Consider the following 17,124-nt stretch of genomic DNA (forward strand, 5'->3'; position numbering starts at 1 on the left):
TTCTCGAACGTGGCGTTGAGCTCGACTGTGTCCCCCTCGTCGAGGAGCACCGGGGCGACCGAGAAGCTCCTGAACTTCACCGGCCTCTCCTCCTGCCCGAGGCTCACCTTCGGCTCCGGGGGTTTGTAGGGACGGACGAGCGCCCAGTCCCAGACGGAGACGCAGTCCAGCGACCCGATATTCAGGGCCGGATATCCCGACCTGCCGCTCATGGCCTGGGTCTGCCACGCTCCGTCATTGAACCTCCCGACCACGTTTGTGCCATCGAAGTATATCTCCTCGACATACCAGGTTTCCTTCGCCCAATTCCTCCCGCGTGTGTACCAGGCGACCAGATCGTTCAGAAAGCTCATCTCATCGCGGTTGGTGAAATCATGCAGGACATAGTTGTAGCCCCTCCCGTCCGAGGTCTGGGTCCTGATTCCTAGACCAACCCTCTCATCGTCATGCGAGCCGGCGATGACCTTGAACCTCGCCCTCAAAATAAAGTTGTCCTCGGAGGGGGCACCGATGGCTATCAGCTTGGCGACCGTGTTGTAGACCGGTGAGACGGTCAGGAAGCCCCCCGAGAGGGTTGCGGAGCCCACGTTGACCTTTTGCCACTTTGATGTGTCTAGACTATCACTGTCGAAACTGTCGAAGAACCTGAACACCCCCTCCCCATTCGAGGCCGCGGGGGCGGAGGGGTTCCCGTAGTACATCCAGACCACTTTCGAGGTCTGGGCGGGGAGATTCGGGACCTTCAGCCAGATGTCTCCGTCGGGCTCGAGCCAGTAGCTAAGCTCCGTCGACCCGTCGGAGTCGACGAACCTGAGGTCCGCGCAGTCGCCCCTCAGCTTTCCGGCGGATATCAGGCTCTGGAGGCTCAGGTTCATGCGGACGGGGTAATTGCTCAGGGCCGCTGGGTTCTGGCTGTTGTCGAGCGTCAGGGGCGCCCTGAAGGCCCATGAATAGTTCCACCACGGGGGCAACACGGCTGCAGGCGCTGTGGCCGGTGGGGCTGTTGAGCCCGACCCACTTTTTCCGGAGGCAGAAGCGCTGGCCGTCTCATATGAGCTCTTAGACCAGTGGAAGGAAGCAGCCGGGTGGGCGCCCGATGCGGTCTGGAGGGCCGAACCACAGGGGCCGATCAATACGGAGCAGACCACTGCCAAAATAAACATCATTTTTAATCTTCCCGGTCTTGGTGCTACTCTTCCACAAGGCATGCCGAATCATCCCCAGAGTGAGTGGTAGAGGATATTCTTTCTTAATTAAATAGATTTCTTTCATTCATTCCCGGATTGTCTCCTTCCTCTTGAGCCTCCGGTGCGGCTTTTCCAGACAGCAGCAATTCCGATCGCGTCCGCAAGCCAAAGCGGTATGAAGGCCCGCCAGCGGAAGAAGAGACGCCGGTGGTGACCAGCTAAAATTTATATTCACGCCATTCCCTGGAGCACCGGGAAAGACCCCATGGGAGCCTCTGGTTGCGCGGGAAGTACTCGCAGACCATTAACGCCCATTGCTAGGTCTATTATCGTTGCTTTTGGAGCGCTCGTCACTCTCCTCGCCTCACTATTGCCGTCGCTCTCCAACCCCCCGGTGATTCCCACGGCCGTCGCTGCTGCCGCGCGCGGATCGGGTGGGGCAACCACTATCGTAATCAACGAGTTCCTTCCCGCGCCCCGGGAGCTGTACGACTGCGAGTGGGTCGAGCTCTACAATCCGGGGAGCGAGCCCTTGGACATCGGGGGCTGGGTCTTCGATGACATCGGAGCCGGAGGCTCGAGGCCGTTCACGATAGCCTTGGGCACCGTCGTGGCCCCCCGGGGCCATCTGCTCCTCAACAGCACCCTGACGGGCGTCCACCTGAACAACGAAGGCGACACTGTCCGCTTGCTAGACCCGACAGGAGCTATTGTCGACAGCTTCACCTACGCCACCGCCGAATACGACATCTCATTCGCAAGGGTCCCAGACGGGGGGGAGTGGAGGGCGGGGGTCCGGCCGACGCCCGGGTCCCCCAATGGAAATCCCCCATCAGCGGAGGGTGCGGGTCGATTGCTGATAACACAGGTCTATTACCACGCTTACTCCGGGAGAAGGGACGAGTACGTGGCCGTCACCAACCCCTCCCCGCACCTATCGGTAGACGTCAGTGGCTGGAGGCTCACGGATGGGGACTCCTACGCTCGCTTCCCCGACGGAACGGCGATTTCCCCCGGCGCAATGCTGTTCGTGACCGGCAGTGCGTCTGATTTCCTCCACGATACCGCCCTCCTCCCAGATTTTGAAACACTGAACACCACGCCCTCGGTTCCTGAGGCGACGAAATCGGGGAGCTGGCCGAGTCTGAGCAACAACGGTGGACGCATCGAGCTCTGGGATGCGATGGGTGGGCTCATCGACGTCTTTGTCTGGGGAAAGGAGTACCACGGCGCGGGCTGGACGGGAAAGCCTTCTCCGCTCACCGGCGCGGGGATGGTGGCCAGGAGGGCGCTGGACCCCGCGGGCCGCTGGCTCGACACCAACACATCGTTGGACTGGCCCGAATCGAGGGTGACCGTTGTCGGGCGCTCGGAGCTGTCCTGGGATATTTTCGAGGCGGAGGAAGTCGTCACCTTCGTCTCCCCCGACTGCTCTTTTGATGTGGTCTCTCGAGAAATCGCCGGGGCCCGCTCGAGGGTCCTTCTCGCCCTCTACCAGCTCGAGAGCCTGCGGCTGACGGAATCGCTGATTGACGCCCGGGCAAGGGGCGTCGGGGTGACCGTCCTTCTGGAGGGACAGCCCGTTGCCAGCCTCACGGCGCAGGAAAAGGCGCTGGCGGCGATGCTGCACGGAGCCGGGGCCACCCTTTTCTTCATGGCAGGGGACGCTCCCAGTGGTTCCGGCCGGAGATACGCATGCATGCACGCCAAGTACTGTGTCATAGATAACGAGACCAGCATCGTCACGTCTGAGAACTGGGTTCCCTCCGGAATTCCAGAAGACACGAGCTATGGGAACAGGGGCTGGGGAGCGGTCGTCAGGTCCCGTGGGCTAGCGAGCTACCTCACCAGCCTCTTTTTCCTCGACGCCCAGCCCATCATGAGGGACATCGTCCCCTACACGCCCAGCGACGCGAGGTTCGCCCCCGCGCCCGGCCTCCCTCCCAACTCGACAGTCCCGTCAGGCGGCTACAAAGCCACATTCGGGCCCGCGCGCTTCTCCGGCGTCCGGGTCTCGCCCGTGGTCTCCCCAGACACCTCGACGCTTCCCAACGCGTCTATACTCGCCCTCCTCGAGACCGCCGCCGACACCATACTCATCGAGCAGCTCTCGTGCTCGCCCAACTGGAGCCGCAATGGTGAGGACCGGCCCAATAAATACCTGGAGGCGGTCGTTGCGGCCGCCAGACGCGGCGTGAGGGTCAGGGTGCTGCTCGACGCGAGCTTTCCGCAGTCCTCCGGGGTGAACGAGGATGTTGCGAACGAGCTGAACTACCTCGCGCTGAGGGAGAATCTGGACCTCGAGGCCAGAGTCGCGCGCGTTCCGGGGATCCAATCTCTTCACAACAAGGGGCTCGTTGTGGACGGTGGGAGGGCGCTGGTATCCAGCCTGAACTGGGTCGGGAGCGCGGCGCTGGACAACAGGGAGCTCGGGCTGATAATCGAGGGGGAGGGCCCCGCCTCCTATTTCGAGGAGGTGTTCTGGCTCGACTGGAACCTGACCGGCGGGACCGGCGGGCGGGGGGGCCGAGGGGAGACCGCCCCAGTCTGGGGTCTGCCGTGCCCCGTGATTCTGATTGCAGGGGTGGCGGTGGCGGTCCTAGCGAGCGTCACCGTCGGTCTCCGGCGAAAGCACCGAAGGCGATAGGCGGCTCGAGGAGAGAGCTGTCGGCGTGCTGCGTCCTCACGCGCCCGAGGAAAGGGATTCCGGAGGTTGATGGTAGATTCCGCTGCGCCGGCGGTCTCTCTTCAGACGCCCATTGCGAGCCTGAGAGTGTCCCTGAGGCCGGGTGCGAGCCCAAGGATGAGAACAGCGGCGCGAATCAGGCCTCCGAGCGGCCTTTCTCTCTCCAGCTCCCGGCCGAACTCGACCTCGAAGATGTATAGGATGAGCAGGAGCGCCAGTGCCTTGAGCGGGAACATCATGAGAGCTGTGCCCGTAGCCTCGATGAGGAATTCGGGAAGGACGTGTTTCTCGCCGTAGCCGAAAAAGTCGAGGGCACGATAAGTGGCCGCGGCGTCGAGCATATGGCCCAGAATAATAATGAAGCTTGTCCCGGAGGCCATCGGGGCAATGCGCCTGAACCGCAGGGACAGTGTGTGGAGGCAGAGCCAGAGGCCAACGGCGGCGGTAAGGGCGAGCACGGGCACAACAATGAGCTCCCACGGTCTCGTCGCGGAGGGCCCGTCCCGGGGCCCCCACGAGCCGGGCAAGAGGAGCCAGAGGAGGGTGAGGGCCGTGGGAGCGGTCGCGCACTGGATGCCGAAATCGGTCAGCGCGCTGGGGAGGCCGGGGGGGCCCTCCCTACGCCGTATAGCACGTGCGCTCAGCAATGCGGTGACCAAAGCAACCGCGGCGGTGGCTAGTATGGGAGGGGTCGAGAGAGGGTCTCCGGCGAAGCCGGCCGTGAAAAACAGTGTGTGGACGGCGGCGAGGAGCCAGAGGGTGAGGACCCTTCGCTCCCCCGCGGCTGCGAGCCAATGGTGCGCCAGTGAGAGGCCCACAACCTCCAGCCCGATGAGAACGTATATCTGTGGCGCGATGAAAAAATAGGCCGTGGGCCTGGAGAAGTAGAACGAATCCTCAAGGGCGCGGGCGAGGGTCCCGTAGAGCACGAAAGGAGTCAGGGAGGCGATATACCCAAGGTCGATATCCACCCCTTGCTTTTTGAATGCCCGGAATATCAGGAAAAGGGCAGCGGCGAGGAGGACGGCGTAGGTCAACGTGCTAACGATATTATAGTCTTCGGTTATTCCGTCGATGGGGTGGCCCAGCGCGTCCGCTTCTGTGGGGCCCCAGAGGTAGGGCCACACGAAGTGCTCCCAAAAAAGGGAGGGCAGGAGGAGGCACCCGAGCCCGACCGAAACCAAGAAGAGCGCCACACCAGAGCCAACCACGAGCTCCGGAGAGAGGCTGGCTCGGACATTTTTTCTCTCGCGCCTGGATGTGACCGCCCGTTGCGACAATTTAACCGCAAGGCTAATAACCGGGGCTGGTTATTAAGGCTACTTACATGCCCGACTTCAAGAAAGCCAAGGCCATGGTCTTTCCGCGCAAGGTGGTCGCGGGCCACAACGTATTGGACCAGATCTCGGACATGGCCAGGGACTTCGGTCTCAAGGGGACCGCGCTCGTGGTCACCGGCCCCCAGACGTTCAGAATCGCGGGCAAGCCCATCGCGGACTATCTAAAGGACAGCGGATACGACGCCCATGTGCTCGAGACGGGGCCCGCCACGATGGAGAACGTGGAGAATGTCACAAAAGCGGCGGAGGAGGTGAAGGCCTCATTCATTGTGGGCGTGGGAGGGGGTAGCAAGATAGACCTGGCAAAGGCCTCCGCGCATAGGCTATACCTGCCCTTCATCAGCGTCCCGACCTCAGCCTCGCACGACGGCCTCGCATCTCCGAAGGCGTCAATCAAGGACCAGGGCTCGCCTACCTCAGTGGACGCCGTCATGCCAGTCGGAATTCTGGCGGATACGAACGTGATAGCCAAGGCACCCTATCGCTACCTAGCGTCGGGCTGCGCCGACATCATCGCCAACACCACCGCCCTGCTCGACTGGCAGCTCGCGGCGAGGCTCAGGGGCGAGGAGTTCTCGAGCACCGCCTACGCGATATCCAAAATGGGCGCGGAGACGATACTGGACTCGGTGGACATAATAAAAAAGAACCTCGTGGAGAGCGTCTGGATTGCGATCAAGCCGATGATATCCTCCGGCCTCTCCATGAGCATCGCTGGCTCGTCACGGCCGACGAGCGGCTCGGAGCACCTGTTCTCCCACGCGATAGATAGAATCGCGCCAGGGAGGGCGCTGCATGGGGAGCAGTGCGGCGTTGGCACCATCATGATGATGTACCTTCACGGGGGGGACTGGAAGCGGATCCGGAGCGCGCTGGCGGAGCTCGGGGCGCCGGTGACGGCGGCCCAGCTCAACCTCACTAGGGAGGAGCTGATTCAGGCGCTGACGACCGCCCACTCCATCCGCCCCGAGAGGTACACGATTCTGGGCGACAGGGGCCTCTTGCCAGAGGCCGCTGAGAAGGTGGCAACGCTGACGGGGGTGCTCTGACGCCGGAGAGGGAGGGATGGCATGGTCGCTGTCACGCTGATAGGAGAGAGGTTGGCGAGAGAGGGGAGCGTGTTCGTGTTCGTGGGGCCGCTGCCGGAGTGCAGAGAGTGCCGGCTGAAGACCGTGTGTTTCAACCTTGAGGAGGGGCGGAGTTACATCATCAAATCCGTCCGCAGCGTCAGGCATGATTGCAGGGTCCATGATGGAGGCGTGAGGGTGGTGGAGGTCGAGAGGGAGCCGATTCGCGCCGCCGTGCCGCCCCACCAGGCCCTCGAGGGCACAAGTCTGGTCTGGGAGGAGAGAGGCTGCGACAACCTGGGCTGTGGCTACCGAAGGCTTTGCTTCCCTAGGGCCGCGAGGGTGGGGGAAAGGTACAGGGTAGTCAGGGTCACGGGCTTCATCGAGTGCCCCGACGGCCGTCAGCTCAAGGAGGCCGCCCTGGAGACCTGAGCTGTTTTTAATTGGGGCTTATAAGGTTTCGGCAATGGGCGTCCGAGTTTTCCTGAAGACGAGAGTATTCAGGGCAGAGGAAGGAGCCAGACAAAGGCCAGAATCACGATCAGAATCGGTACCCCAATCAGTAGCCCATTCTTCGCCAAGAAGCCCTTCGGCACAAGGCCGGTGGCGTAGACCATAGCGGTTGAGGTGGTTCCGACGGGGGTTATGAATGCGAGGGAAGCGGTGAGACCGACGCCCATGACAAAGGGCACGGGGCTCATCGCGAGCGCGCGGGCGGTCTCGAAGGCGATCGGCGCCATTATTGCGGCCGTGGCGCTGTTGGAGATGAAGTTGGTCAGCAGGAGGGTCAGGAGCATCAGGAGCGCCAGAATCAGAATCTCGGGCAGAAAAGCCCTCGCCGCGGCCACCGCGGACGCGATTATCGATGCGCTGCCCGTGGCGAGCATCGCCTCGCCCAGGAGAATTCCGCCCCCGAGCAGGAATATCAGCTCCCACTGGACGGAGGTCACGTCCCTCAGGTTGAGGAGGCCCATCCCGAAGAGTACGAGCACCGAGAGAACGGAGACGATGGCGGAGCTCGATATCGATGGTGGGAGGCCCAGAAGGACCTCGGCCTCGCTCCCGAAGAACCAGAGGGCCACCGTGGCGCCGAAGACGCCGACGACCCTCTTCTGCTCCGGGCTCATGGGACCGCTGACGTCCTTCTGCCCGGCGACGGAGCTGATGTCGAGTGTCACCTTTGGCGATGGGTATCTGTACTTGAGGGTCACGAAGGTGATGGCGAGAGAGGCGAGGACGATGGGGGTGCCGTAGTAGGCCCAGTGGCTGAAGCCGAAGCCGACCGAGTGCTCGAGCTGGGCCGCCGCGATCATGTTCGGCGGGCTGCCGGTCAGCATCGCCATCCCTCCGAGAGAGGTGCATATGATGAGACTGAGCAGGAGCTTTCTCTTGAAGTTCTGGTAAACTTCGGGGATGGACGAGAGAATCGTCAGGAAGACCGGCAGCAGAACCGCCACGGCCACGGTGTTCGACATCCACATGCTGATGAAGCCCACGACCCCGACCGTCAGGAGGACGAGTGCATCAATTCTCCCGCCCGACCTGACGACCATCCAGTGAGCGATTCTCTTGTCGAGGCCGAACTTACTGACAGCGCGCCCCAGGACAAGACCGCCGAGGAGAAGGAAAATCACGGGGTGGGCGAAGGAGGAGAAGGCCCTCGGGGGCGTGAAAATACCAGTGAGCGAGACCGCCACAGGAATCATCAGGCCCGTGATGGCGATGGGGAAGACCTCGAGAATCCAGCATCCGGCGGCGAAGGCGAAGACCGCGAGCGTTCTGGCGACGAGTTCCGGCTGGCCGGACACCAATGTAATGAGGTATGCGGCGATTGCAGCGTCGAGGCAGATGAGGATGTTCCTTTTCGAGTAGAGGAATTCGTGCAGCCTCGCCGGAACTTCGACTGTCACCCACTCGAGCGGCCTGAGAAGGCGAGGGAGTTGCTCGTGGGACTGGCTCCCTCCGGGCCCCTTTTTCTGGTTCTCAATACTATCAGAGGAGCGGACCCGATCGGGATCGCCCATCGCTCGTGTGGCATGGCCACGCGGCCCAGCTCGACTGTCACCATCACCCATGGGCGGGGCATCGCTCTCGGGCTCATGAAGCTTTTCGGGGCCGACCGGATAGAAGGGCTGGCAGCTCGATTTGTTATATTTTTGGACCAGAGCGCACGCCTGCATGCTGGGGCTGAACGAGGGAATTCTCACCACAGTTCTGACACGTGAGAATTCCCCGAATCGGTCGATTCTGGATTGGGCTGCCGCATTTCGTACAGATGCGGCATCCCTGAAAGAATTCGGAATCATGAACGGTGGAGGTAGAGGAGGGTGGTTCTGCACGTCTGATAAGTCTATCTCATCTCCAGAGGCCCCCGAGCCTAGCAAACGCTCCATCAATCTCCTCTTAAACAGATGCCTGAATGTCCATGACCAGAGAGCGAGAGCGATTCTGTGGAGGTGTGTCCCCTCGGAGGGCGCGGGTCCAGAGAAGGAGACGAATCTCCGGAGCCCATCAATGTAGAGGCAGGGACGGAAGCAACTGAAGCTCTGGCAAGATATGACCCCCTCAAACGCCTCCTACGGACCGGACCGTGGAGCGAGCCTAGTGGCTTGGGCCTTCTGAGAAAGCTCTGAAGGGCTGTCTAGACTCAGTTCTTCCTCCCGCACTTCGGGGTTATCGGTGAATTTTCGAAGAGACGGCCGTCGCAATACCTGGAGGATCTCCGCGGAGTCCATGGTACCATCCAGACAGCTCAACCTATTGGGCCGGCGGACTCCGAGGGGTAATGCTCTAGCCATAGGGTGTCTTTCTTGCTCATGATAATTCTCCAAAATGTAGATAACAACCACTGCCGAAAGAACATAATCCAGGATTTTAATGAATCTGCTTGCTGTTTAGCATAATCAATATTTACCTAAAACCATTAAATAGGAAGGGGGGACCCTCGCGAGGCTTCGTTGGGTTGTGAATTTAAGTCTATTGGGAGCCGTCGCTCGCGCCCTCTTAAACACTCCCAGTCCCAAAAAAAAATTGGGTAGCGGGCCTGGGGGGATTTGAACCCACGACACTTCGGTTAAGAGCCGAACGCTCTACCTAGCTGAGCTACAGGCCCTCTCCGTCTCCCCGGAACCGGGGAGGCATTAGGGGCTGTCGAGACGCCCTCCCCTTCTGCCTCCCCGATATCGGCGGGGCTAGGCCGCAAAATAGCGCTTCCCGTTCATAAACATTGCCCTCTGCGGTCGGGACTGGATGGGACTGGATGGTGAGGATAAAATACACCTATTTTATTACACCCGCAGAGTGGTCACGTGAGGCTGGTCAGCAAAATCCGCTGGCTCTTCGTCGGCGGAAAGGTCAGGACCCTTAACCGGAGGGGGACGAAGCACTTCCACGCGGGCGAGTTGGAGGAGGCGGAGGAGGACCTTCGCGAGGCGGTCCGGATTTTCCCGGAGCACGAGGTCTCGCACTGCAACCTCGGTATGGTCCTCCATTCTCGGAGAAAGGCGCTCGAGGCCGAAAGGGAGTTCAAGGAGGCTATTCGGCTGAAGCCGGACTATGCCGATGCCCATAGGGAGCTCGGCTTCCTCTACCACAAATGGGGCAGGCTCAAGGAGGCGAAGAGGGAGTACGACGAGGCGATACGCCTCAACCCAAACAACGCCTCCGTCCATATAAACCTGGCCACCCTCCTCAGGGATTTGGGTGATTTTACTGGAGCGGACAGGGAGTACCGCGCCGCCCTGAGCTGCCCAGACCTGGACCCCTCTACACGAGAGCACCTCAGGGAGCTACTGGGCGAGTAACGCTGACCATGTCTGCGGGGCCGAGGCGCCTGAACCCCGGAAGCCCAGAGTAGCAATGAATAGGAATTATACTAAAGCTTATCCTTATATAGAGTCACCACTATACACAAAGGGCTCACAAAGAGCGGCTGCGCACAACGCTTTATCACGGGGGAAAGAGGATGGCGGTCTGTCCGAAGTGCGGGACTTATGTCAGAGCCGGTTTAGACACCTGCCAGAAGTGCGGGACGAAGATAGGAGGCAGGGGAAAGGCCGGTGGACTGGACTCCGGGGGCCTGATCGGGGACAGCGTTATTACGAGAAGGCGACCGGTCGCACCCAGCGGGCTAATCGGCGTCGGGCCCACCACCTATGGTGACCAGGTGAGCTTCGTGGGCGGCGCGGACGCCCTCCAGCAGGTCAAGAACATCAATGTGAGGGAGCTGACCGAGGACCAGTTCGCCTCGATCACGAATCAGCTCAACACCATGCTGACCCAGATGAACATCCCCACGACGCTGGACAAGGACACAAAGCTAAAGCTCACGAAGCACGACAGGGCGATGGTTGACCTAATCGGCCAGAAGCTGCATGAAGCGAAGGCGCACTATGGAAAATACGTGGGAAACCCGGAGGTCTACCTCCGCATGGGAAATGCACTCTACCTAACCCGCCGGGGGAGGGAGCAGGCCTCGGCCGCCGGCGAGGCCTTGCCCTACGAGCCAAAGGAGTATACATACGAGCAGGCACTCTTCTACTACGACGGCGCTGTGGCCCTTAGGCCCGACTACGAGGAGGCATGGAACAACAAGGGCAACTTGCTCGACTCCATGGGGAAGTTCGAGGAAGCGATTCAGTGCTTCGACAAGGCTATAGAGATTCGGCCGTACGGGGAGGAGGCCTGGAACAACAAGGGCAATGCCCTTGACGAGTTGGGGAGGTATGAGGAGGCCATCGCCTGCTATGACAAGGTCATCGAGCTCAAGCCCGACTACGAGGAGGCCTGGAACAACAAGGGGTTTGCGCTTGGCTGCTTGGGGAGGTACGAGGAGGCCATAGCCTGCTATGACAGGGCTATCGAGATAAACTTTGAGTACGAGGTTGCTTGGAACAATAAGGGATACGCCTTGGGCTGCCTGAAGCGCATAGACGAGGCGATAGAGTGCTACGACAAAGCCATTGAGATCAAGCCGGACTATGCCGAGGCTTGGAACAACAAGGGCAACGCGCTATATACGCTCGGTAAAGTGGAGGAGGCAATAAAGTGCTTTGACAGGGCGCTGGAAATCAACCCGCGGTACGAGAAGGCGTGGTACAACAAGGGCAGTGCGCTCGGGGCCCTAGGCCGGGCCGAGGAGGCGATTCGCTGCTACGACAAGGCTATCGAGGCAGCACCCGACTATGAGAAGGCCTGGAATAACAAGGGCAACGCCCTCTACAATCTGGGCCGGATGGAGGAGGCTCTAAAGTGCTACGACGAGGCCATCAGGCTTAGCCCGAACTTCGAGCAGGCTTGGAACAACAAGGGCAACGCTCTCTATACCCTCGGTAAAGTTGAGGAGGCCATCAAGTGCTACGACAAGGCAATAGAGCTCTCGCCCACCTATGAGAAGGCCTGGTTCAACAAAGGCAACGCCGTCCACAACTTGGGCAGGGTGGACGAGGCCATCGCCTGCTACGACAAAGTCATCGAGCTCAAGCCGAACTTCTACAAGGCTTGGAACAACAAGGGCTACGCTCTATCGAGCCAGGGGAGGCACGCCGAGGCCCTGAGGTGCTTCGACCAGACGATTCGAATCAATCCGAGCTTCGAGCAGGCCTGGAACAACAAGGGCAACGCCCTCTACAACCTGGGCAAACTGGCCGAGTCGATCACTTGCTTCGACAGGGCGATAGAGCTCAAGCCGGACTACGATGAGGCCTGGAACAACAAGGGCATGGCCCTCCACGACCTGGGGCGCTACGAGGAGTCGATTCAGTGCTTCAACAAGGCGCTGGAGGTGAGGGCGACCTTCGACAGTGCCTGGTTCAATAAAGGCTCCAGCCTGATGCAGCTCGGCAGGAGCGAAGAGGCGATAAAGTGCTTCGACAAGGTAATAGAGCTCGACCCGAAGCACGAGAACGCCTGGTACTCCAAGGGAAACGCCTTGAGGAAGCTCGGGAAGCACGAGGCATCCCTCAGGTGCTACGACCGTGTCCTCGAGCTGAACGCGGGCCACGAGAACGCCTGGTTCGGGAAGGGGATGGCTCTACTGGACCTCAACAGGGCGGAGAAGGCGCTGGAGTGCTTCAGCAGGGTCATCGAGCTCAGCCCTGCCTCCGAGGCCGCCTGGTTCAGCAAGGGCCTCGCTCTAGCGAAGCTAGGCCGGCTGAAACAGGCAGAGAAGTGCTACGACAAGGTCATAGAGCTCAAGCCCGAGCACGACCAGGCCTGGTTTGAGAAGGGCAGAATTCTCGACACACTCGGAAAAACCGAGGAAGCCATCGCCGCATACGACAAGGCGCTCAGCTTCAACAAGAAGCTCGGGGAGGCCTGGAAGCAAAAGGGAGACGCCCTCCAGGCCCTAGGGAGGACGAGGGAGGCGATGGCCTGCTACGACGAGGCCCTTGCGGTTTCGGGAGAGGACCCCGAGCTCTGGAACAGCCGGGGGCTGGCCGCAGACAGCGCGGGTGAGCTCGCCGAGGCAGTCCGCTGCTTCGACAGGGCCATTCAGAAGAACGTGGCCTACGAGCCCGCTTGGTTCAACAAGGGCCTCACGCTCTTCAAGCTGACTAAGTACGAGGAGGCCATAAAGTCCTTCGAACGCGCGATCGAGATAAAGCCCGACAACGATAGAGCATGGAACAAGAAGGGTGAGGCGCTCGCCGAGCTTGGCCGGCTCGAGGAGGCCGTTGCGGCGTTCGACAAGGCGATAGAGCTCAGGGGCGACTCCGACACCGCGTGGTACAATAAGGGTTTGGCGTACGAGAGACTTGGGAGGTACGAAGACGCGGTTAGGGCTTTCGACCGTGCGATTGCGATCAAAACGACGCACGACCTCGCCTGGAACAGCAAGGGCGAGACGCTGGTGAAGATGGGCAGGCTCGAGGAGGCGGTGATATGCTTCGACAAGGCGATAGAAATCTCACATGGGTTCGACGCCGCCTGGTTCAACCGGGGCGTAGCGCTGAAGATGATGAAGAACTACACCGACGCCCTTGCATCGTTCGATAAGGCCATAGAGATTCGGCGCGACCACGAGCCCGCATGGTTCGAGAAGGGCGCCACATTGGTCCTCATGGGACGTCTTCAGGATGCGATCAAATGCTACGACCGGGCGCTGGAGATAAGCCCCAGGTCCTTCAGGGCCTGGCTGAGCAAGGGAGAGGCATTGATGGGCGTCGGGGACCTCGGCGGTGCCGTGGGCTGCTTCGATAGAGCAATCGAGCTCGACGCCGGCCAGTTTGGCGTTTGGATGCTCAAGGGCGATGCACTTGTGGCGCTGAAGCAGACCGAACCCGCCCTGACGTGTTACGAGAGGGCGATCGCACTCAACGGCTCGAGCGAGGAGGCCTGGCTTAAGAGATCTGGCGTGCTCTTCCAGGCCGGTCGCCTCGACAAGGCGTTCGAGAGCTACATGAGGGCGATAGACATCAACCCCAAAAACGCCCAGACCTGGACCACCGTCGGCTCCGTTCTCGTGAAGATGGGCAAGCCCGACAAGGCCATAGAGTGCTACGACAAGGCCTTGTCCATAGACCCCAAGCTCTCCCCCGCTTGGCTGAACAAGGGGGCGGCCCTGAATCTGCTCGGCAGGCACGAGGAGGCTCTGCCCGCCTTCGCGCGCGCTACCGAGCTCGAGCCGAAGAGCGAGACCGCCTGGAACGAGCTGGGCCTTACCAACATGAGGCTCTCGAGGTTCAAGGACGCGGTCAGGTGCTTCGAAAAAGCGCTGGGTATAAAGAGCGACTTCGCCGAGGCGTGGTTCAACAAGGGGCGGGCCGAGGAGGCGCTCGGGAGGCACGAGGAGGCCCTGGCCTCATTCGATAGAGCAACCGGTGTCAAGGAAGACTACGACGAGGCTTGGTTCGAGAGGGGCAGGTGCCTTGTCCAGCTGAAAAGGCTCGAGGACGCCGTGGCGAGCTTCCAGAGGGCGACCAGGGTCAACCCCCAGCACCACCTCGCTTGGAGCGAAATGGGCTCGGCCCTGATGTCACTCGGGAGAATGGGAGAGGCTCTGAACGCCTTCGACACCGCAATAAGAGTCAAGAAAGACCTGCCCGAGCCATGGATGAGAAAGGGCCTCACACTACTTTCGATGGGGCGCAACGAGGAGGCCGTTTCGTCTTTCGACCAGGCCATCGCGCTGAAGAGCGACAACCCCGACGCGTGGAACGGGAGGGGTCTCGCCCTCGCGCGCCTGAAGCGCTATCCCGAGGCGCTCGTGGCCTATGGGAGGGCGATAGAGCTCCGGCCCGGCGACGCCGAGGTCTGGAACAACATGGGCGAGGCGCTCAAGGAGCTCGGGAAGACCGCCGAGGCGCTCGCTTGCTTTGAGAAGGCGATAGAGCTCAGGGGCGAGTTCGAGAAGGCCTGGCTGAACAGGGGCGCCTCCCTCGCCCTTCTGGGCAGGGACGAGGAGGCGGCGGGGGCCTTCGAGAAGGCGATCGCCCTGAACGCCAGAAGCGAGCTTGCCTGGACTGGGAGGGGCGCCGCCCTGCACAGGCTCGGGAGGCATCAGGACGCCCTCACGTGCTTTGACAGGGCGCTGGAGCTGAAGCCCGACCACTTGGAGGCGCTAAACGGCAAAGCCTCGGCGCTGGCGGCGCTCGGCAGGTTCGAAGAGGCGGGCGCGTGCTACGATAGGATGCTCGCGCTCAAGCCCAGTGTCGAGACCTTCAACAGACGCGGCCTGATGCTCTACAACCTGAAGCAGTACACCGAGGCGATCAAGTTCTACACCAAAGCCCTCGACATCACGACCAGCCACCCGGAGACCTGGCTCAACATGGGTAACGCGCTGAAGAGAATCGAGAAGCTGGCGGAGGCGGTGCAGTGCTACGACAGGGCGATCGAGTTCAGGACCGACTACGCCGAGGCGTGGTTCGAGAAGGGCGACACGCTCGAGTCGATGGAGAAGCCCGAGGAGGCTCTGAAGTGCTACAACAGGGCCATCGAGATTAACCCGGACAACGCGGAGGCGTGGTACAGAAAGGGCCTGGTTCTAGATAACCTCGAGCGGTTCGAGGACGCGGTTGCGGCCCTCGACAAGGCGATCGAGAAGAGAAAGGATTACGCGGATGCTTGGCAGAGGAAGGGGCTGGTGCTGCGCAAGCTCGGGAGGTTCGACGAGGCCGACGTGTGCCTCAACAAGGCAATTGAGCTCAACCCAGAGATGGGCGATGTGTGGTCCGAGAGGGGCTTCACGCTCTTCAAGCTCGGAAGGGTCGAAGAGGCCCTCCAGTGCTTCGAGAAAGTGGTCCAGATGAACCCTAGGGACGCCGATGGGTGGAGCAACCGCGGCCTGATACTGTACCAGCTCGGGCGCTTCGAGGAAGCTGCAAAGTCCCACGAGAAGGCGGTCCAGCTGAGACCGGACTTCGTGGTTGCGTATAATAACTGGGGCAAGGCCCTGTATAGTCTGGGAAGACTTGAGGAGGCGTTAGAAAAGTTCAACAGAGCCATCGAGCTCAACCCCGACTTCTTAGGAGCGTGGCAGAACAAGGAGGTGGCGCTGCTCGAGCTGGGCCGCTTCGAGGAGGCCCTGCCGGTTTTCGAAAAAGAGCTCGAGCTCAACCCCGACGACCCCCAGACGCACTTCAACAAGGGAGACGTGCTGAAGCAGCTGAGGAGGCTTCCGGAAGCGCTCAAGGCGTATGACGAGGCCATAAAGCTGGACCCGGGCTTCTGGGAAGCGTGGGCCCAGAAGGGCTACGTGCTCTATATCATGAACAACATCCAGGGAGCCATCCAGGCCTATGACAAGGTGATCGAGCTTAACCCACAGAACGAGGAGGCCTGGAACAACAAGGGGTCCGCCCTCTACGCCCTCAAGAAATACGAGGAGGCGGCGAAGTGCTACGACAGGGCACTTGAGCTCAAGCCCGACTTCGCCAGCGCCTGGAACAACAAGGCCTCTGCCCTCTACTCCCTGAAGAGGTACGAGGAGGCCGTAAAGTGCGCCGAGAGGGCGCTCGAGCACGACCCCGCTTTCCAGGACGCCTGGAACAACAAGGGTACGGCCCTAGCGTCCCTTAAGAGGTACGAGGAGGCGATTCGGAGCTATGACGAGGCTCTGAAGATAAATGATGAGAACGAGATAATCTGGATAAACAAGGGTAACGCCCTGAGGGAGCTGAAGAGATTCAAGGACGCGATCGCCTGCTACGACAGAGCGCTGGAGGTCAACCCGAACTCGACTAGGGCTCACAGCCAGAAGGGCAGTGCGCTGGGTGCTCTCGGACAGAACAAGCAGGCATTGGAGGAGTTCGACAGGGCTTTGAAAATCGACCCGAGCGACCACCAGACCTGGAACAACAAGGGCTTTGTCCTCAGCTCGCTCGGCAGGGTCCAGGAGGCCCTCGAGTGCTACGACAAGGCCATCAAGAACAAGGAGGACTACGAGGACGCCTGGAACAACAAGGGCAACGCTCTCTATACCCTCGGCAAGGCTGCGGAGGCGCTCGGGTGCTACGATAGGGCGATCGAGATAAAGCCGGACTACCCAGAGGCCTGGAACAGCAAAGGGACCGCCCTGAAGAAGCTCGGCAGGGACGAAGAGGCGATAAGGTGCTACGACCGCGCGATTGAGATCAAGCCCGAGTACGAGGCCGCCTGGAACAATAAAGGCACGGTCCTCCTTGGTCTCGAGAGGGCCGAGGAGGCCCTGAGGTGCTTCGAGGAGGTGATTCGCCTCAACCCTGATAACGACGAGGCCTGGACGAACAAGGGCAACGCCCTGAGGGCGCTGGGCAGGGTCGATGAGGCGCTGAAGAGCTTCGAGACGGCCCTGAAAATCAACGCCGACAATATAGAGGCAAGGAATGGCAAGAGCCTGATAGAGAAGATGAAGAAGTGAGGGT

Annotated in this window: 8 protein-coding genes and 1 tRNA gene; 5 read left to right on the plus strand and 4 right to left on the minus strand. The window is 60.9% G+C overall.

Annotated elements, in window-relative coordinates; all coding sequences use genetic code 11:
* The coding region (locus QW379_07630; GenBank protein ID MEM2870270.1) for a DUF2341 domain-containing protein at positions 1 to 1,166 on the minus strand (1,166 nt) is incomplete at its 3' end.
* A 286-nt stretch (positions 1,167 to 1,452) separates the two neighbouring features.
* Between QW379_07630 and QW379_07635 the strand changes: the two genes are divergently transcribed.
* Positions 1,453 to 3,834 carry a phospholipase D-like domain-containing protein gene (locus QW379_07635; GenBank protein MEM2870271.1) on the plus strand — a complete coding sequence of 794 codons (2,382 nt, stop codon included), beginning with the start codon at positions 1,453 to 1,455 and terminating at the stop codon, positions 3,832 to 3,834.
* Between the two features lie 101 nt (positions 3,835 to 3,935).
* On the opposite strand, the gene QW379_07640 is transcribed toward QW379_07635, so the two are convergent.
* A complete protein-coding gene (locus QW379_07640) occupies positions 3,936 to 5,084 on the minus strand; it encodes a DUF63 family protein (GenBank protein ID MEM2870272.1) in 1,149 nt (382 codons plus the stop codon).
* A 116-nt stretch (positions 5,085 to 5,200) separates the two neighbouring features.
* Here QW379_07640 and QW379_07645 point away from each other — a divergent pair, with 116 nt between their 5' ends.
* Both QW379_07645 and QW379_07650 read left to right on the plus strand, forming a co-directional pair.
* Positions 5,201 to 6,262, plus strand: coding sequence for an NAD(P)-dependent glycerol-1-phosphate dehydrogenase (locus tag QW379_07645; protein MEM2870273.1), 1,062 nt, complete (start codon positions 5,201 to 5,203; stop codon positions 6,260 to 6,262).
* Positions 6,263 to 6,283: 21 nt separating this feature from the next.
* A complete protein-coding gene (locus QW379_07650; GenBank protein MEM2870274.1) occupies positions 6,284 to 6,712 on the plus strand; it encodes a UPF0179 family protein in 429 nt (142 codons plus the stop codon).
* 68 nt (positions 6,713 to 6,780) lie between these two features.
* Here QW379_07650 and QW379_07655 read toward each other — a convergent pair whose 3' ends face one another.
* Together QW379_07655 and QW379_07660 are read right to left on the minus strand one after the other, a co-directional pair.
* Positions 6,781 to 8,673, minus strand: coding sequence for a DASS family sodium-coupled anion symporter (locus QW379_07655; protein MEM2870275.1), 1,893 nt, complete (start codon positions 8,671 to 8,673; stop codon positions 6,781 to 6,783).
* A gap of 645 nt (positions 8,674 to 9,318) precedes the next feature.
* Positions 9,319 to 9,392 (minus strand) — tRNA-Lys (locus tag QW379_07660).
* Between the two features lie 196 nt (positions 9,393 to 9,588).
* Here QW379_07660 and QW379_07665 point away from each other — a divergent pair.
* A complete protein-coding gene (locus QW379_07665) occupies positions 9,589 to 10,083 on the plus strand; it encodes a tetratricopeptide repeat protein (protein ID MEM2870276.1) in 495 nt (164 codons plus the stop codon).
* A gap of 161 nt (positions 10,084 to 10,244) precedes the next feature.
* Entirely contained in the window at positions 10,245 to 17,120 is a 6,876-nt protein-coding gene (locus QW379_07670; GenBank protein ID MEM2870277.1) for a tetratricopeptide repeat protein, read from the plus strand.
* Positions 17,121 to 17,124: the final 4 nt, after the last annotated feature.

It is taken from the genome of Thermoplasmata archaeon (assembly GCA_038851035.1).
Taxonomy (GTDB): Archaea; Thermoplasmatota; DTKX01; order VGTL01; family VGTL01; genus JAWCLH01.